15 protein-coding genes, 4 tRNA genes and 1 riboswitch are annotated in these 18,920 nt (G+C 37.2%); of the genes, 2 read left to right on the forward strand and 17 right to left on the reverse strand.

Annotated features, from left to right (window positions below; all coding sequences use genetic code 11):
* Positions 1–119 precede the first annotated feature (119 nt).
* The 4 genes from DYH56_RS07490 to DYH56_RS07505 all read right to left on the reverse strand — a co-directional run bounded on the left by DYH56_RS07490 (position 120) and on the right by DYH56_RS07505 (position 480).
* Positions 120–193 (reverse strand) — tRNA-Cys (locus DYH56_RS07490).
* A 26-nt stretch (positions 194–219) separates the two neighbouring features.
* Positions 220–295: transfer RNA gene (locus tag DYH56_RS07495), tRNA-Phe, on the reverse strand.
* An 8-nt stretch (positions 296–303) separates the two neighbouring features.
* Positions 304–380, reverse strand: a tRNA-Asp gene (locus DYH56_RS07500).
* A 24-nt stretch (positions 381–404) separates the two neighbouring features.
* A tRNA-Val gene (locus tag DYH56_RS07505) sits at positions 405–480 on the reverse strand.
* Between the two features lie 247 nt (positions 481–727).
* Here DYH56_RS07505 and DYH56_RS07510 point away from each other — a divergent pair.
* Positions 728–2,062, forward strand: coding sequence for a PhoH family protein (locus DYH56_RS07510; RefSeq protein ID WP_114642248.1), 1,335 nt, complete (start codon positions 728–730; stop codon positions 2,060–2,062).
* A 104-nt stretch (positions 2,063–2,166) separates the two neighbouring features.
* Here DYH56_RS07510 and DYH56_RS15785 read toward each other — a convergent pair whose 3' ends face one another.
* The 10 genes from DYH56_RS15785 to DYH56_RS07560 all read right to left on the reverse strand — a co-directional run bounded on the left by DYH56_RS15785 (position 2,167) and on the right by DYH56_RS07560 (position 13,282).
* Complete coding sequence (locus tag DYH56_RS15785) at positions 2,167–3,084, reverse strand: EamA family transporter (protein ID WP_147269601.1); 918 nt, start codon at positions 3,082–3,084, stop codon at positions 2,167–2,169.
* 40 nt (positions 3,085–3,124) lie between these two features.
* Positions 3,125–3,226, reverse strand: a riboswitch (purine riboswitch).
* A gap of 68 nt (positions 3,227–3,294) precedes the next feature.
* Positions 3,295–4,134 (reverse strand): carboxylating nicotinate-nucleotide diphosphorylase, encoded by an 840-nt coding sequence (gene nadC, locus DYH56_RS07520; protein WP_114642249.1) that lies wholly within the window; start codon positions 4,132–4,134, stop codon positions 3,295–3,297.
* Positions 4,115–5,428 carry an L-aspartate oxidase gene (locus DYH56_RS07525; RefSeq protein ID WP_199532990.1) on the reverse strand — a complete coding sequence of 438 codons (1,314 nt, stop codon included), beginning with the start codon at positions 5,426–5,428 and terminating at the stop codon, positions 4,115–4,117. The genes nadC and DYH56_RS07525 overlap by 20 nt, the downstream gene beginning before the upstream one ends.
* 2 nt (positions 5,429–5,430) lie before the next feature.
* Positions 5,431–6,333, reverse strand: coding sequence for a quinolinate synthase NadA (gene nadA, locus DYH56_RS07530; RefSeq protein ID WP_114642251.1), 903 nt, complete (start codon positions 6,331–6,333; stop codon positions 5,431–5,433).
* Between the two features lie 249 nt (positions 6,334–6,582).
* Entirely contained in the window at positions 6,583–6,948 is a 366-nt protein-coding gene (locus DYH56_RS07535; RefSeq protein ID WP_114642252.1) for a DUF6672 family protein, read from the reverse strand.
* Complete coding sequence (locus DYH56_RS07540) at positions 6,948–8,051, reverse strand: ABC transporter permease (RefSeq protein ID WP_114642253.1); 1,104 nt, start codon at positions 8,049–8,051, stop codon at positions 6,948–6,950. The genes DYH56_RS07535 and DYH56_RS07540 overlap by 1 nt, the downstream gene beginning before the upstream one ends.
* The gene (locus tag DYH56_RS07545; protein WP_114642254.1) at positions 8,041–9,078 is read right to left on the reverse strand and encodes an ABC transporter permease subunit; all 1,038 of its coding nucleotides are present in this window, start codon (positions 9,076–9,078) and stop codon (positions 8,041–8,043) included. The genes DYH56_RS07540 and DYH56_RS07545 overlap by 11 nt, the downstream gene beginning before the upstream one ends.
* The gene (locus tag DYH56_RS07550) at positions 9,065–10,807 is read right to left on the reverse strand and encodes a sugar ABC transporter ATP-binding protein (RefSeq protein ID WP_114642255.1); all 1,743 of its coding nucleotides are present in this window, start codon (positions 10,805–10,807) and stop codon (positions 9,065–9,067) included. Before DYH56_RS07550 ends, DYH56_RS07545 begins: the two co-directional genes overlap by 14 nt.
* Positions 10,808–10,882: 75 nt before the next feature.
* Positions 10,883–12,058 (reverse strand): DUF3798 domain-containing protein, encoded by a 1,176-nt coding sequence (locus tag DYH56_RS07555; protein WP_114642256.1) that lies wholly within the window; start codon positions 12,056–12,058, stop codon positions 10,883–10,885.
* Between the two features lie 204 nt (positions 12,059–12,262).
* Positions 12,263–13,282 carry an alpha-hydroxy-acid oxidizing protein gene (locus tag DYH56_RS07560; RefSeq protein WP_114642257.1) on the reverse strand — a complete coding sequence of 340 codons (1,020 nt, stop codon included), beginning with the start codon at positions 13,280–13,282 and terminating at the stop codon, positions 12,263–12,265.
* Positions 13,283–13,571: 289 nt separating this feature from the next.
* On the opposite strand from DYH56_RS07560, the gene DYH56_RS07565 reads away from it, so the two are divergent.
* Positions 13,572–14,438: a YitT family protein gene (locus DYH56_RS07565; RefSeq protein WP_114642258.1), complete on the forward strand. Its 867-nt coding sequence runs from the start codon at positions 13,572–13,574 to the stop codon at positions 14,436–14,438.
* 79 nt (positions 14,439–14,517) lie between these two features.
* Here the strand turns inward: DYH56_RS07565 and pheT are convergent, their stop codons facing one another.
* The 3 genes from pheT to DYH56_RS07580 all read right to left on the reverse strand — a co-directional run bounded on the left by pheT (position 14,518) and on the right by DYH56_RS07580 (position 18,808).
* Positions 14,518–16,899: a phenylalanine--tRNA ligase subunit beta gene (gene pheT / locus DYH56_RS07570; RefSeq protein WP_114642259.1), complete on the reverse strand. Its 2,382-nt coding sequence runs from the start codon at positions 16,897–16,899 to the stop codon at positions 14,518–14,520.
* Between the two features lie 295 nt (positions 16,900–17,194).
* On the reverse strand, positions 17,195–18,214 hold the full coding sequence (gene pheS, locus DYH56_RS07575; protein ID WP_114642260.1) for a phenylalanine--tRNA ligase subunit alpha: 1,020 nt from the start codon (positions 18,212–18,214) through the stop codon (positions 17,195–17,197).
* 138 nt (positions 18,215–18,352) lie between these two features.
* On the reverse strand, positions 18,353–18,808 hold the full coding sequence (locus DYH56_RS07580) for a metallophosphoesterase family protein (protein ID WP_114642261.1): 456 nt from the start codon (positions 18,806–18,808) through the stop codon (positions 18,353–18,355).
* Positions 18,809–18,920: the final 112 nt, after the last annotated feature.

Raw genomic sequence — 18,920 nt, forward strand, 5'->3', positions numbered from 1 at the left:
TATATATACCTTTCACCACTTAATACAGATAATCCAGGGGTTTTCATTCAAAAGTAAGACGAGAAATTAAACTTTAAATAAAAAAACCAGTCAGAAGACTGGTTCAAAATTTTATAAATTGGAGGCGACGACCAGATTCGAACTGGTGATGGAGATGTTGCAGACCTCTGCCTTACCACTTGGCGACGTCGCCGTTATTTATTATTTAATCTTATAAAATGGTGCCTTGACGCGGAATCGAACCACGGACACGAGGATTTTCAGTCCTCTGCTCTACCGACTGAGCTATCAAGGCATCATATATGGCGGGAGTGACGAGACTCGAACTCGCGACATCCTGCGTGACAGGCAGGCACTCTAACCAACTGAGCTACACCCCCATAAATGATATATAAGATTTTAAATGGTGCTCACAACTGGACTTGAACCAGTGACCCCCTGCTTGTAAGGCAGGTGCTCTCCCAACTGAGCTATGCGAGCATTCGTTTTTTCAGAACTCATTTAGTATACTACAGGTGGTTTTTGATTGCAAGGTTTTTTTTATTTATTTTTAAAAAAATATTTTTCCCTCTATCAATACAGATAAATTCTCGAATTTTTATAAGAAAAATCTACATATTTTTCTTCATCTTTTAGGTGCTCATACCCAAAGTTTTCCCCTTGTTCACCTTGCCATTTGACATTTTAAATACTATACTTGTATCAACAAAACTAGGAGGTATAGCTCATGAACTCATATATAGTCGATACTAATGTTATAATTGCCAACCCATTTTTTATGAGAGATTTCAATGATTGTGAGATAATCATTCCTATCTACGTGCTAGAAGAACTGGATAAAATTAAATCCAGGGAGGGAAACAGCGGATTTCGTGCCAGACAATTTTTTAGATTCTTTAAAGAAATTGAAAAAAACGGAAACCTTATAGAGGGAATCACAGTTGATAATAAAGTTATTTTAAAAACAGAAATTCAGGGAGACCTTTCCCTGATTCCTGCCGGTCTGGATCCACACTATGTGGACAATAAAATCTTAGCCCTTATGATGATGGAAAAATATAAGGAGAAAACTCTTCTGACCAACGATGTCAGCATGAGGGTCAAAGCTTCCTCCCTGGGGATAAAGTGCCTCATCCTGGATGCTTCCGACAAACATAAATTAGATGATCTCTATACAGGTGTTATCACTTGCGAGGTTACCTCTGAGATGGTAAAAAAATTCTATACTGCCAAGGAGATCTCCCTGGAAGATCTAAAAATTAAATCTATGTATCCCAACCAATTTTTTTATGGTTATACAGAATTTTCCTATAATCAGATTGTGGGTAAATTTGATGAGAAAAGAAATAAGGTCATAAGGTTAAAATATGATGATGCCAGACTATACGGGATCTCTCCCAGGGATGTCAGACAAAAATTTGCCATGGACGTTCTCCTTGATCCCAAAATCCCCTTTGTTACAATGACCTCCAGACAGGGGTGCGGTAAAACTCTTTTAGCAGTTGCAGGAGCCCTGGAGCAGGTACTGGAAGGAAACCGTTATGAAAAAATATTGATCGGTAAAAATACAGCACCTCTGGATAAGTGGAGTTATCAGGGATACACCACTGGAGATACAGAGGAAAAATTATTGACACATTTTGCCAACTACACCACTACCCTTGAAAATATCCAGCACCTCAGAGGAAAAAAACCTCGTAAAGGGGTGGATATCTTACAGGGTCTGATAGATCAAGATAAAGTAGAAGTCCTGGATATCTCCTCTATTCTGGGATCTAGTTTTCTCAACAAAATAGTTGTAATCGATGAATCCCAGTCATTCGATATCCATGCCATGAGATCGATGATTACAAGGATCGGAGAGGGAAGTAAGCTGATCTTGATAGGAGACATTGCCCAGCAGACAATCTCCAGATTAGATCCGGACAAATCAGGACTATACGCATCTATCGAATGGCTGAAAGAACTTCCAGAGACTGCCCACATCACATTAAATCAAGTTCATAGGAGTGAATTTGTGGATAAGGCCAGCTTGATTTTTGACCAGAAGATTTTTGGATGATTTTTGTCACAGATTACACAGATTTTAAGAAGATGATAATGTCTAGTGTTATAAAAAAAAGGAGAAATTTTAAAATTTCTCCTTTTTTTATTCCGAATATAAATTTATGCAACCTGATGCTTGAATTTTTTCTGAACGTATCCCGGTAGGGTAATCCCTATTAAAATTATTAAAATTCCAACCCATTGAATCATCGATGATCTTTCGTGCAATATCGTCGTAGAGGCCAGTATGGCTACTGGCAGCTCTACCGATGCTAGGATCGAGGTCAAACCTACTCCAACAACAGGAACCCCTATGGAAAAAAACAATGGGGGGATAATCGTTCCAAACAATGCTAATGCCACCCCGTATTTTAATAGCGGTAAAACTATTTTAACATCTCCAAGAAATGTGGGAGGAAATAAAATCACTATAAAAATAAGAGATCCTGTCAGCATTAACGCACTTCTCTCCACAGGATCCACATTTGTTGCAACCTTCCCACTGACAAAGGTGAAGGCTGTATATGAACACGCTGCAAGGAGTCCGTATATTATACCTAAAAATGTTAAACTGCTTAATCCGCCGTCAAAAATATTGGATGAAAATGCCGTCCCTATTAAAAGTAATGCAATTGATATAACCTGCGTCTTAGAAGGCAGTCTCTTTTCCAAAACACACTCCACTAAGTTCCCCATCCATGTAAACTGGAAAAGCAGTAATATAGCCATGGAAGCCGGAATCTCCTGAACAGATTTATAATAAATTATACTGGTTAATCCAATTGGAATCCCTGTCAGCATCAACTTTATTGCATCGTTTCTATTAAAATTTATCCTATACTCTTTATCTGTTAATTTTTTTAAAAAGACCATGAGCCATAAAACTAAACATCCTATTCCTGCTTGAGAAAGTACAATCTGCCCCAATGTAAACCCTTCACCATAAGCTAACTTTACAAAAGTCGAAAGAACCCCATAACTTACAGCACCCAATAGAACGAAGACTATATACTTCGTTGTTGATTCATTTTTTTTCATTTTTCCATCTCCTATTTTTTTAAATAATCCTATAAAAAAAAGGGCACACACGTGCGCCCATAGAAAGAAGATTTTCGCTCTCCTAGTAGATACTCTTTTAGCATATTTAAAAGATTATATGGAATTACTTATTTTTATATCCGTTAAAAACAGTACCATAATTTCCAAGTTTTTTCAATCCTTATGAAGCTCGGTCTTCTACTAAAAAAATTATTTCAACTTTAAATTTTTCATACTTATATCCAGTGATCTATATGAATGTGTGAGGGCTCCTGAAGATATATAATCCACTTTTAATCCTCTAATCTCTGTTATCCTGGCTTCATCCACATTCCCGGATATCTCAACTATGGCTTTCCCATCTATTATTTCAATGGCTTTTCCCATGGTTTCTACATTCATATTGTCCAGCATTATAATATCTGCCCCTGCTTCCACCGCTTCCCTTACCTGATCCAGGCTTTCAGTCTCCACCTCTATCTTCTTTACAAAGGGATGGTTATTTCTCACAGCCAGCACCGCTTTGGTCAGACTGCCCCCGGCAGCCATTATATGGTTGTCCTTTATCATAGCCATATCCATCAGATTATACCTGTGATTATTTCCCCCTCCCACTTTTACTGAATATTTTTCCAAATATCTCAAATTAGGAGTTGTCTTTCTGGTATCCATAAGTTTTATCCCTGTCCCGTCTAAGATCTTCACCATCTTATTGGTTTTAGTGGCTATCCCTGACATCCTTTGGATCAAGTTGAGAGCCACCCTCTCACCACTCAGTATATTCTTCGCTGTTCCAGATATCTTAGCTATAATCTCTTTGGGTTTCACCACCGATCCTTCAGTGGTCATAAATTGTATCTCTACACCGCCTAGGATATCAAAGGTTCTTTTGAAGATCTCTAATCCGCAGATTACCCCCTCTTCCTTTGCTATCAAATCCACCTCACATACAGCCTCGGCATCTAAGATAGAGTTCGTTGTTATGTCATCTATTACAGCATCTTCCAACAGCGCATCTTTTATCACCTTATCAATTAACAGAAAGTTCATCCTTTAAATCCTCCCTAACCTTTAATATCTCATCTATAACCAGTTTTCTATTCTCTTCCTCTATTTTTTCTATATCTATGTTTCTAGGTAATTCTTGAATCACCTCTACATTATACATTTTCAATTTTACATCTTCAATTTCTCTATTTATAGACATAGCTACCCTGTTTCCAAATACCAATCCTTCTAAAAGGGAGTTACTGGCAAGCCTGTTTCTTCCATGAAGTCCTGTAAAAGCAATCTCACCACAGGCATACAGGCCATCCAGACTGGTTTTACCGTCCATATCCACTGTGATCCCCCCCATAAAATAATGCTGGGAAGTTGTTATCGGGATCAGGTCTTTAGCCAGATCATAGCCCTTCTCCAGTAAATTTTCATATATCCCTTTAAATCTTACCTTTAAATAATCACTTTTTAATTTTGTGGCATCTAAATATACATAGGGCGATCCTATCTCTTTTTTCTTTGCTTCTATACTGGCTGCAACTACATCCCGGGGCAGGAGTTCATCTACAAATCTATTTCCTTCTAAATCCCTTAACTTTGCCCCTTCTCCCCTGAGGGATTCTGAGATTAAAAATCGTCTTTCACTCTGCGGATCATAAAATGCTGTAGGATGAAATTGGATAGCCCCTACATCGGATATCCCTACTCCGTGTTTTTTAGCCAGGGCTACCCCTATTCCCTTTAGATTTCTCATGTTGGTAGAATTTTTAAACAGTCCCCCGATGCCGCCAGTAGCCAGAACCACCTTCTCTCCCCAAAATTTCAATATGTTTTTATCTTTATCATATCCCAATACTCCGCAGGAGTTTCCATCAGAAACTATGAGATCCAGGATCTCCACTTCTGAAAATATTTCTATATTCTCTCTCTTCTTCATCTCCTCTATGAGGGTCAAAAAGATATGTTTTCCAGTTTGATCGTTGGCATACAGGATTCTTCTCTTAGAATGTGCAGCTTCCCTGGTATATAATAGGTTCCCATGATCATCTCTATTAAAGGGCACTCCCATGGATACCAGTTTTTTTATATTTTCATCTGCTTCGTCGGCTATTAATCTCACCGTTTCTAAGTTATTTTCATTTCCCCCGGCATAGAGGGTATCTTCGATAAAAGACTCTCTGTCCTCTATATTTCTCACTGTAGTTATCCCACCCTGGGCCAGATATGTATTACAGTTCTCTAATTTACCATTGGTAATTATCGCTATCTTTAAATCACTGCTTATATTAAGTGCTGTATAGATACCCGCTATCCCGCTTCCACAGATTATCACATCATAATTCATATCTATCCCCCTGCATATTTATGCATATTCAGGAGGGAAACCTTAGCTTTTTTTATGAGCTCTTCATCCATCACTATCTCGCATTTTTCATTTTCCAGGGCATCTATTATCGTCTCTATAAACACTCTTTTCATAGGCGAACATATCATATACGGGAAATAAAAACTCTTCTCCGGGCTGTCTTTTTTCAGCTGGTGCTGGATCCCTCTTTCAGTTACCACAATAAATTCTTTATTGGGAGAAGTTTTAGCATAGTTTAATATTCCGGCTGTACTTCCCACATAGGTAGAGATATCTCTTATCTCTTTCTGGCACTCCGGGTGAGCCAAAATTTCCACCTCTCCGTGTTCCTCTATTAATTTTTTTATATTCTCTAAAGTCACCTTATGATGTACATTACACTGACCATCAAATGGGATTATTTTTTTATCTGTCTGTTCCGCTACATATGAAGCCAAATTTTGATCCGGTACAAATATTATCTCATCAGCATCTATGTTTTCAACAATTTTTACAGCCGAAGAAGAGGTGCAGCAGGCATCTGACACTGCCTTTACCTCACTGGATGAGTTTATATAGGTTACTACTTTGGCATTTGGATGGTTTTTTTTCATCTCCAATACCAATCCAGGGGTAGCTTGATGTTCCATACAGCAAGTGGCATCTCCATGAGCCGGAAACAATACTTTCTTTTCAGGAGAAAGTATCTTAGCGCTTTCAGCCATGAATTTCACACCGCAATATACGATTATGTCAGCGTCACTGTCTCTTCCTACTTCACTCAGATAATAAGAATCTCCTACATAGTCAGCAACATCCTGTACATCTGCATTTTGATAATAATGTGCAAGAATTATTGCATTTTTCTCTTTTTTTAATTTTTTTAACTTCTCCAATTGATTCATAGCGTCCCCCATTTTTTTAATTTAAAATATCTGTACAATTTAAATTTTAGTACCTTTTCCCAATAATTTCAAGGGGTAAAAGCGATTAAAAACATAAGTTATTTTTTTCTCAATCTCTTCTGAAGGATAAAATTAACTTTTTCTTCGGGATAAAGAGCTACAAACTATATTAGTGAAAAAATTAACTATAACGCATTTTATTTTTACAAAAAAATTCCCAGTTATTTTTATAACCGGGAATAATCTTTATTATTTTTTACTTTTTAACTCCTCAATTTTCAGCCAGGAATCGCTTTCTATCATGGCTGCATTTATTGTTATTATCTGCCCCATCTTTGTTTTAAATTCCTTAACTACCTTTTTTTCCACTCCACCTGCATCTTTAAACCTAACCTCTATAGTATGATTAACCCCCTTTATATATTCTCTTTTTTTCTTCTTTTTCTTTATCTTAATTTCTTTTTCCCCATCCAGGATATAATAAGCATTTTTAGGAGTATATTTTTCTCCTTTATTTTCTATAAAAACTTCATGTTCCTTCCCGCTTATAAATAAAAATATTCCCAAAAGGATCATAGCCAGAATAACTCCTATTCTTGCACCAATTGTTTTCATTAGTTCTCACCTCCAGAAAGCTGCATATCCATCATTTTCTTCCTTTCAGCTTTATTTTCCTGTTCCCTTCTCCACTGGTGCAGTACCAGAGTCAGGGCTATTATTCCGTAGGAGACAAATACCCTGAAAAACTCTCCTATTTGAGCTGATCCTACCAATTCCTTTCCTGCCCTTGGTGATATCACGAACATCAGATGAAATAATATTATTCCCCCTAAGGCATTTGGTATACTGGCTTTTGCAGCTGTTGCCCCGCCTATGAGGATCGCTGCGATAGAGAACATCCCTATCTGCTCATGACTGTTATATGTATTCATAGTTCCTATATTTTGTAAAAATATTATCTGTCCGACAGAAGCTAATACAGTAGATATTACAATAGATAAGATCCTGGTTTTTTCCACTGCTATTCCCGCTGATTTTGCTATCTCCATATCCTGGCCTATAGCTCTCATATCCTGGCCTAACTTAGTTTTTCTAAACCAGACTATAAAGAAACACAGAGCAGCAATTATTGATATAGTAAAAAGAGGTACTGTGAATTCTCCTACCTTTACAACCATAGACTGGTCCAGCACCTGACGGATATTCTTCAGGTCGATGGCATTTCTAATCCCGTATCCACGACTCAATATTATTTTTTTATTTGTCATGGGAATGATATTCCCCATCCCGTATAAAACTACCAGCTGGTAGACACCATTTATAAAAAATCCCATAATTATAGAAGTTATCATCTCTCTGCCCTTGGCTTTATTTAATATATACCCGCCTAATATACCCAATAAGACAGCAATTGGTAACGAGATTAAAACGGCCAACACAATCCCTTCCATCCCCACTATCCTCCAATCGGTAATAAAGATGAGTCCCAGCTGGCCGGCCATTGCTCCTAAAACTATTCCAAAGTTCAGCCCCATTCCTGCAACTACCGGTATGATGAGAGACAGTACTAAAAACGAGTTTCTGGACAATCTGGAGATCATCTCCTGAACCAGGTATCCCCCCGACAGACCGGATATGGGAGCAGCCATGACAATCATTACTAAGATTACTATTGGCACTATGTTATTTATAAGAAATTTTTTACCTTTATTTTCCATTCTTTTTCCCCCCTTTCCTAGTCAAAGCATAGAGGATCATTCCATTTGAAATTATTATCCTCAGGGTTTCTGACATATCTGTTTTGACCAAGTTATTTATTACCGAAGGTGTCATTGTAAGGATCCCCTGGAATAAAAAAGTTCCTATCATTACATTTATTACCGTTGCTTTATTTACAGAAGCGCCCCCTATAAGGATCGCTGCGATTGCCGGAAATGCCATATAGAATGGTGCTAAGTATAGCTGGATAAATCCGAAACTCTGCTGATAGACTATTATTCCTACGGCAGCTAACATAGTAGACATTATTACCGACTTAGTTCTTACCCTGTCTATATCTACCCCTGTTGCCAGAGCAAATTTCGGATTTGCTCCTACAGCCTTCATTGCCAGACCTGACTTGGTTTTGAAGAATCCCCACATCAAAAATGCCAAAAAACCAAAAAACATTATTTCGCCAAAAGGAATCTTGTCTGCCATTGGAAAGATTCCATTGAGTGCTCCCTGCCAATATTTTTCTATACTGATAGTTGTACGGAGACCAGACCCTCCATATGCCCAGATCATATCCTGACTTTTAAAAGGCAGGATAAGCCACATGATACACATAATTGCCACTGAGGAAAATCCCACATAGGTAGCAATCATCATCTCTCCACCCTTTACTCTGTTTAATATCTGTGAATACCCCCATCCAAATATAACGGCAAATGGAATTGCCATTATGATAGCTCCCCAAAATCCAAAGACTCCGGTGAGACCCATCTCTACGCTGATTACAGCTCCTATCAATCCGGCCTCTACCCCTAAAGGCAGTCCAAAGTTTAATCCTGTTCCCGAATATATCATAGGCATAAGAGATAACACCAGGATAGCATTCATTCCAAATCTTATCAGTGTATCACTTATAGACGTTCCCAGATTTAAACCCACAAACGGAGCAGCCACATACATACTCAAAAGAAATAGCGCTATTATTACCCTGGGCCACCCCATAGTTTCAACATAACTTTTAATTTTTTCCATCGGTTCCTCTCAACTCCTCAAGTTCTGAATCAGTTCCCTCTATCCCTATCATCAATTCTCCAATTTTAATTTTGTCTGCTTCTGGAGGCAGTATTCCAGCTGTTATTGCCGCTACCCCTTCCCTGATCTCTCGGAGTTCCTTCAGCTCTGAATCTCCTCCTATCCCTACCATCAATTCCCCAAATTTAATTATGTCTGCTTCTGGAGGCAGTATCCCGGCTACTTTCCCCTCTGTTATTATAGCTATCCTGTCACTGATCCCCCGGAGCTCCTCAAGTTCCGAAGAAGTTATAATTATTGTAGTGCCATATTTTTCATTGTATTCCCGAAGGGTTTCCAAAACTAATTTTTTTGCTCCTACATCTATTCCCCTGGTTGGCTCTGAAACCATTAATAATTCAGGTTTCATGGTAAATGCCTTGGCCAGACACACTTTTTGCTGATTTCCCCCACTGAGTTCCCCAGCTGTCTGCTTAGAGCTCATACACCTGATCTCTAATTTCTTTATATATTCCAATGCATTTTTTTCCACATTTTTCTCATCGACCCATTCTACCAACCCGCCGAGATATCTTTTGATGAATTCATCCTTGATCTGGATTGCAGAGTAAGCTATATTATCTTCGATAGTCCCGTCCAGGAGCAGCCCTACCCCCTTTCTATCCTCTGAAACCAGGAAAATACCTTTTTCCAAGGGTAGTTTGGGCTGATTCAACTTCAATTTTTCACCTCTAAAAGTTATCTCTCCCCCGGTCGTATACAGCCCCATGACTCCATTAGCTATCCCTAATTTTCCCTGCCCTGCCATTCCGCCAATTCCTAAGATCTCACCTTTATATACTTTCAGGTCTAATTTTTTTACCGTTTCTCCAGGCATATCCACCCAAAGCTTATCCAGTTCCAGGAGAACTTCCTTGTTTTGAGCTGCTTTTTTTACCGTTTCCGATTCACTGAAGCTCCTGCCGATCATCCATTCTGTTATCTCATGGGAGCTGGTTTTCTTCGTTTCTATCTCCTTTATCAAGACTCCATCCCGGAGCACTACCACCTTGTCACTTATCTCCATGATCTCATTCAATCTATGGGTGATAAATACTATGGAGATCCCCTCATTGGCCAGCCGTTTCATTGTTTGCAGCAATATCTCTGCTTCCGATTCTGTAAGTACTGCTGTAGGTTCATCCAGTACCAGCAGTTTGGTGTTTTCCCTCTCTATTTCTCGGGCTATCTCTGTAAATTGTTTATGTGCCACCGGCATCTCTTTTATTATAGTTTTTGGATCCATCTTTACACCCAGATGTCCCACCGCTATCCCTGCCCTGGCTTCCATCTCCAAACTGTCCAGCTGCTTTATCCTGTCACCAAATAAGATCTCTAAAAAACTATTTTTAGTCGATTCCCTATTAAGAACTATATTTTCAGTAGCTTCAAATCCAGGTATCAGGGAAAACTCCTGGTGGACCATCCCTATCCCTGCCTCTAAAGCATCAAATGGAGATTTAAAATCTATCTCCTTCCCTTCAAACTTTATACTTCCGCCGTATCCCCCGGTTTCACGAATTACAGGCATTCCAAATATAGTTTTCATTAGAGTCGACTTTCCTGCACCATTTTCTCCTACCAGTCCTATTATCTCACCCTTGTTTATACTTATATTTATATCTTTCAATACACAATTTTCACCAAATGATTTGGATAAATTTTCTATCTTTAAAAGTAGTTCACTCACTTTTATCCCCCTGTTTTGCTGATTTAATGATAAAAAAGGGGCTTTCGCCCCTCCACCTTACCTTTTTTAGGTTCTTTAGTTGATTTCAAAATATTGTTCAGGAACTTTAAGAGCTGTCATATGAAGATATCCTTTTCCAAATACATATGTATCCTGATACACTAAGAAAAAGTTCTCTCTCTCTATACCTTCAACATCTACATATTCACTTCCGTTCCAACCTGCTCCAGGACTTTGCATTCCTAAAGATGCCATAACCTGATCAAAGTCATCTACCTCTGATCTTCCATCTATTACATCTATTACATGGGTTCCTAAAGCCACTGCTGCTGCAAAGTTATATGAGTATGCCCATGTTCCCATTCTTCCAGATCCACCAGCTTTAACAACTGACTTTTCCACTTTATTTAATATTTTAGGCCAATTTCCCTTTTCGCTCTTATCAAATTTAACCCCTAAAGCTCCAGGATATCCCATTGTTGGAGAAGGCAGATCAGCTTCTACGAAGTACCCTCCATCTTCCGCTATCCTCTTCAATAAAGGTTCAGTCTGTGCATCATTTGTTGCGAAAAATGCAGTATCCTTACCGTATTTTTCTAACCATGAAGGTACTTTTTCCAGGATAAACTGTTGAGCTCCTGCTACACCGACGTCACTTACAGGATCCGGGGCAGTCATAGTTATGAATTCCATTCCTAAGTCTGATGCCGCCTGCTTCATGATATCTCTTCTTCTAGATAAAAGTTCATAACTCATATGTCTAGGAAACGATATATGCATAAATTTCTTTGCTCCCATCTCTTGAGCTGCTTTTACAATTAAGTAACCTCTAGCCACATTATCAGGATTTAATACTAAGTCTGCTACGTCTGCAATCATCTCCGGATCTTCATGGGGACTGTTTGCAACTAATATAATATCAGGATTTTTTTCCCTTACCCTCCTGAAGGCTTCAACCGTTCCAGGAACAGCTTCTGTTATCACTATTGCTTTCATCTTGGGATCATCTGCTAAACTTACGATTTGAGAAATTGTAGTTTCCATCTCCTGCATAAAGTTGTCCGGGTAAGTTATATGGATTACTTTCCCGCCTTTCTCAGCCGCTCCAAACTTCTTTATTAATTCCTGGGCTCCTCTAAGACCATCTTCCGACTGAGATACCGTCCCAGATACTACACCAATATGGTAGTCTGCCGAAAACGCAAACGCCGACATTATAAACATTGCAACTAACAAAAATAATTTTTTCATCCTTTCATCTCCTTAAAATAAAGTTATATATAAATACCATTTGGCTGGCACTATATTTCGTTAAAGAAGTACACTTTCAAACTATTAGTATTGAGTTTACTCTAATATGAACAACCTGTCAATAGTTTCGGACATTTTATTTTAAAAAACTTAAAAAGACGCTAAAGTTTTTAGCGTCTTTTTAAGTTTTTATTGTTTTTTTAATTAATCCCTGTATATCATACTTTTATCTATCTCTTCTAAACTTCCGGCACCTGTCAGTATCATACCTTGGTACAGCTGATTCTTCAGAGTTTCCAAAGTTAATTTAACTCCTTCCCTTCTGCCTCCTACACTTCCCCAAATAATAGGTCTCCCCACCAATACACAGTGAGCTCCAAGGGCTAAGAATTTAACTATATCCATCCCTTCCCTTACTCCGCCATCAGCTATTACTACCATCTTTTCTCCTACAGCTGCAGCTATTTCAGACAGAGTCTCTACAGAACTTATAGTCCCGTTTAAAACACGGCCGCCGTGGTTCGATACTATGATCCCAGCCACTCCTGCTTCCATGGCTATCCTAGCTTCTTCTACACTGAGAATTCCCTTTAATATAAATGGTAATTTTGTTGAATCCACCAATTCCTTTAATTCTTCCACTGATTTTGGTCCTACAGGCTGTCCCATAGTACTCATAACCAATAATCCGGCCCCATCTACATCTACTCCTACTGCAAGTGCCCCTGCTTCCTCTGCCATCCTTATTCTTTTTATAATCTCAGAATTTTCACGGGGTTTGATGATAGCCACACCCTTACCGTCCACTTTTTTTATAGCTTCTATCCCCCATCTATAAAAATCCGGATTTCCTCCATCACCTATCATGGCGATAGTCCCGCATTCTATACTTCCATTTACGATATCATCTATATAGTCTTCCTCTGCTATTGCTCCTCCGGCATTATAGTTTAACCCAGTTATAGGTGCTGCCATTACCGGACTGGAAAGTACCTTCCCTAAAAAATTAAATTTAACATCCGGATCCTTGGCATCATGTAGTGTTTTCATCATAATTCTGATTTCGTTTAATTTATCATAGTTTCTCTGCATAGTTGACCCGTTTCCTGCTCCCCCCATTCCCGGTACCATCCCCCTGCACCATACACCATTACATTCACGACATATAGCACATACACCTTTCATCTTTTCCCGGGCACTATTTTTTACCTCTTTTAAGTTCATATTTTACCTCCATATTTTAATTATTTTTTATCTATATTAATTTTTTTATCTATAATATTACATGTTAAAAAGACCTTAAATTTCTCTATTTTTGTCTCCTAAATCTTACCATAAAATTATAAAAGTTATAACTTTATAAGTTATTTTTCTAGTTAAAAAAATAACTAATTTTATTGTATCTTTTTTGATTCAAAGATGCTAAAATTTATAGATTTATAGAGAATTATTCTTAAATCAATAAAATTTAAAGTTTAATCAGCTTTATTACATCGGGGGGAGGTAAAATCAAATGAAAAGACATTTAAAGGGGTTATTTTTTGATTATTTTGTTATTAATTTAGGGTTGATCTTATCAGCCATTGGGATAGGTATTTTTTTGGTCCCTGGAAAATTAGTCAGCAGCGGGGTTCCAGGGATTGCCACTATACTATTTTATGGGATGGGGATTCCCATTGGTCTTACTATTCTGGTCTTTAATATTCCTATATTTATCCTAGGTGTTAAAGTATTCGGAAAGGAATACGGATTCAAAACTTTTTTCGGAATTGTGGGGTTAGCCTTTTATACCCAAACATTTCAAACATTATTAAATAATACCTCTGTAGTGGACTATGCCAAGGGCGGAAATTTACTCTTGGCTCCTATCTTTGGTGGGCTGTTTTTAGGTGCAGGAATGGGTTTAATTTTTAAATTTGGCGGGAGTATGGGAGGAGCCGATATCCTGGGACAGGTTATCAGTAAATATTCCAAACTGCCTGTTGCCCATGCTATATTGATGCTGGATATGCTCGTAATGGGAAGCGGAATAGTAGTCTTCGGAATAGAGAAGGGACTCTATGCTATCCTGTCTGCATTTACCTGTAATCTGATCTTAAACAAGATATTTGAAGGGGTAAGTAATAGTAAGATGGTATATATCACCAGTTCAAAATATCAGGAGATCCAGGAACTCCTGACTAATGATATCCAGACTCATACCACTACTATTATGACTAAGAGCCGTATCCAGGATTCTGAAAGAAAGATGATCATGGTTATCTTAAAGAATAAACAGCTCCGTGATCTACAGGTGTTTATAAATAGAATTGATCCAAAGGCTTTCATTGTTATCTCTGAAGTATATGAAGTTTTCGGTGATCCGGAAGATGATGATTAAAAGCAGCGTGACGTTTCACCCAAATTTCTAAATTATTAGAAAAAAAACCTCCTAAAAATTAGGAGGTTTTTTTATTGGTCTATTGTCTGATCTCACCCTGATACTTTTTCTTGATAAGTCCTAAGATCTTATCGATTGCTGCAGTTACTTCGTTCTCTTCCAAAGTTCCTGTTGTTTTTCTAAGAACTATATTGATAGCTATAGATTTTTTATCTGCCTCTACTTTATCACCGGTATAGATATCAAATAAATTTACACCTTCAATGATATTTGAAGATTTTTTAATATCTCCAAGCATATCTCCAACTAATTTATCCCTGTCCATTAAGATAGCTAAATCTCTATTTACTGCCGGATATTTTACTATCTTTTCATATTTTATCTTAGTTTTTCCATATTTTACTACCTTAGCTAATTCTAACTCTGCCAGATATACTCTTTCCCTTGAGATAGACATAGCTTCAGCTACATCTGGATGGATCTCTCCAAAAGTCCCGATGTACTCTCTTCCTACGAAGATGTCTACTGCTCTACCTGGATGGTAACTTTTATTTTCAGTTCTTCTCAACTGATATTTAGTCATTCCCATAGCTGTCAGGTAGCTTTCCACATATCCCTTTAAGTCATAAAAATCATAGGCTTCAGGTTTTGCATCCCATAGATTTCTTTCCTCTCTGCCGGCTAAAGCAATTCCTACTTTTACAACTTCATCTGCTAAAGTTTCTGCCTTAGTAAATGTTCTAGATACTTCAAATATCTTCAGGTCATTAATATTTCTATTGAAATTATCCCTGATATTAGTAAGTAATCCGTACATCAAAGTAGGTCTCAGTGTTACCATATCTTCATTGATAGGATTTTTGATATCTATAGTCTCTGCTTCTACCTTTAATTTTTCCAAAATTCCCCTTGGGATAAAGCTGTAGTTTATAACTTCCTGTAAACCCATATCTCTCAGATGTTTTTTAGAAGTATCGGTAGTTTGAAATTCTTCATCTACTACACCAGCTTTGATATTCTCCACCGGCATTTTATCTTCAATGTTTTCGAATCCGTACATTCTGATGATCTCTTCATATAAGTCTGCTGATCTAGTGATATCGTTTCTATATGATGGCGGGATTACAGAAATTTTGTTTTCTCCCCTGTTTTTTATCTGCATATTCAAACTATTCAAAATCTTTCCTACTGTATCTAACTCTATTTCCTTACCTACAAATTTATTTAATCTGTTGATATCCATCGAAACTTCCCTAGGAGTATAAGGATCTGTATATACATCTGCATATTCTCCTACAACTTCACAATTAGTTATAGACTGAATCAGAGATGATGCTCTTTCCAACACAACTAAGGTATTATCTCTGTCTATTCCCCTTTCAAATCTATATGAAGAATCAGAAGATAATCCCAATGTTTTAGCTGTTTTTCTTATATTTTCAGGGGTGAAATATGCTACCTCCAATAATATCTCGGTAGTGTTTTCATCTACCTCTGTGTTTTTACCACCCATGATTCCAGCTATTGCTACAGCCTTTGCCTCATCAGCAATAACTAATTCAGAGTTATTTAATTCTCTCTCTTCACCATCTAAAGTAGTGATTTTTTCACCTTTTTCAGCTTCTCTTACAGTAATCTTCGACCCCTCTAATTTAGAATGGTCAAAAGCATGCATAGGTTGGTTATATTCAAACATAATGTAGTTAGTTATATCCACAATGTTATTTATCGGCCTGAGTCCGATAGCTTTCAATCTTCTCTTTAACCATTCTGGCGACTCTTCCACCTTTACATTTTTTAATATTCTTGAACTATATCTAGTACATCTTTTATCATCATCGATATCCACAACAATTCCAGATGGTCCTGTTAAAGTTCTGATATCAGATGCAGGATATTTTACCTTTCTCTCATAATAAGCTGCTACTTCCCTGGCAATACCTATATGAGATAAACAATCCGGTCTGTTAGGAGTGATTTCTAATTCAAAAATTACGTCATCTAATCCTAAGTGTGTTCTTATATCTTCACCGATAGGTGCATCCTCAGACAGGATAACAATTCCGTCTCCATCTGTACCCATTCCTAATTCTACCTCTGAACAAAGCATTCCGCAAGACTCTACTCCCCTTACTTTAGCTTTTTTGATCTTAAAGTTTCCAGGTAAAACAGCACCTATTTTTGCTACTATTACCTTGTCTCCCAATTTGTGATTAGGAGCTCCACAGATTATTTGTAACGGAGTTTCCTCCCCTACATTTACCTTTAACAGTGATAATTTATCTGCATCAGGATGCTGACCATATTCTACAATATGCCCTACCACTACGTTATCTAGATGTTGTCCCTGCTCTTCTATTGCCTCGACCTCTTGTCCGATCATAGTCAGGGCATTTTCAAGCTCTTTAACATCTTCATTTATCTCTACATATTCCTTTAACCATTCTAAAGATATTAACATTTTTTCCTCCAAATTCTTTTTGTTACTTTCCCGATCCACGAGTACTTAATTTATTTCTATTTAGAAAAAAGTAACCAAAGTTCAAGTCTGTAAAAAATATTTATTATATAATCAAAGAAATTTAAAAAAATCGAAACTCACTTTACTTAAACAATCGAATATTTTTCAAAATTTCTTTTTTCTATTTCATTTACAATATTTTTTTAATGACATTTTTTTAATATTATTTTAATAACTATCTGTAATTTTATTCATCTTCTCCCTACGAGGTAGAAGATATATAGATGAGGGTCTCCTAAAAGTTAAACTGCTTTAAGAATCTCAGGTCATTGTCATAAAATGCTCTTAAGTCATCTATTCCGTGTCTTAACATAGCAATTCTTTCTATACCCATTCCAAATGCAAATCCGCTTATCTTATCTGCATCATAATCTACACTTTTCAGTACTTCAGGATCTACCATTCCGCATCCCATTATTTCCAGCCAACCTGTATTTTTACAAAGTCTGCATCCTTTTCCTTTACAGATTACACACTCTACATCCATCTCTGCTGATGGTTCTGTAAATGGGAAAAAATGAGGTCTAAACCTTACATTAGTTTCTCCAAATACCTTGTTTACAAATTCTGTTAAAATTGCTTTTAAGTTAGCAAATGATATATTTTCTCCTACCATCAATCCTTCCATTTGGTGGAACATCGGCGTATGAGATACATCGTAATCAGATCTATATACCTTTCCTGGACACACCATTCTAAACGGTGCTGTTTTATTCTGCATATATCTAATTTGTACTGGTGATGTATGCGTTCTAAGTACCGTATTATCATCGATATAGAAAGTATCCTGCAGATCTCTCGATGGATGAGTTTCCGGTATATTTAATGCATCAAAGTTGTTAAATGTAGTCTCTAATTCTGGTCCTGCTGCTACATCAAATCCCATCTCTATAAATATATTTTTTAAGAAATCCATAGTTTCTGTTATAGGATGCAGTCTTCCAGTTCCTGTTTCTCTTCCTGGTAAACTAATATCTATAGTTTCGTTGTTCATCCTAATCGTTTTTTCTGTGTCCTTTAGCTCAGTCATCTTAGTTTCAATTTCATTTGTAATAAAATCCCTAACTTCATTAGCTAATTGCCCAATAACAGGTCTTTCTTCCTTAGATAAATTTCTCATACCTTTCATGATGTCTGTTAATTTACCTTTTTTCCCCAAGATCTCTATTTTTAGATCTTCTAGTTCTTTTACACTAGTTGTAGAAGTTAAGCTGATAGCCACCTCATCCTTTAGAGCGTTTATTATCCCTTTCATCTTGCCTCCTAAAAACTTCTCGCAATATTCTATATTTATAAAATAATAGTATATTGGTGATGCCCTTTACGGGTACTTATATCATTAATCTCATAGTATTTTATCAAATTTTTGATAATTATCATACTTTTTTTTGCTTTACAGCTTCCTGTGCTCTATATTAATTTTATCATTATTTATCTCCAATATCCCGTACAGCCCGTCTTTTACTGCTCCCGGATTAAATAAAATCATTCCCTCTTCCTCTAAATAAGGAATATGTGTATGACCAAAGATACACAGGTCTGTTCCTCTGTCATTTGCCTCCATCCTCAGATAATCATAACTTGTCTTAACTCCGTATAGGTGACCGTGAGTTAAAAAAATCTTTTTATCCGAGAGTTCAAATTCTAAATTATCCTCTGTATTGTTATCCATATAGTCGCAGTTTCCTCTGACTATATAATACTCTGAATCTTCATATATATATGATAATTCTTCCACATCTTTGCTGTAGTCTCCAGCTGAGATCACCACATCTGGAACTTCTTTTTCCCATATTTTCATCAAATTGTCCAGCCTCGAGTGACTATCCGATACTATTAACACTTTCATAACGACTCCTTTCTCACTCTTCCTTTTGACATTGTAAATTTCTTATAGCTAGAAAAAATTTTCGTACTCGTCAATCGAGGAAAGAGTCTAGATTAATTTAGGAGGAGAACAC

Source organism: Psychrilyobacter piezotolerans, assembly GCF_003391055.1.
In the GTDB taxonomy this organism is placed as follows: domain Bacteria; phylum Fusobacteriota; class Fusobacteriia; order Fusobacteriales; family Fusobacteriaceae; genus Psychrilyobacter; species Psychrilyobacter piezotolerans.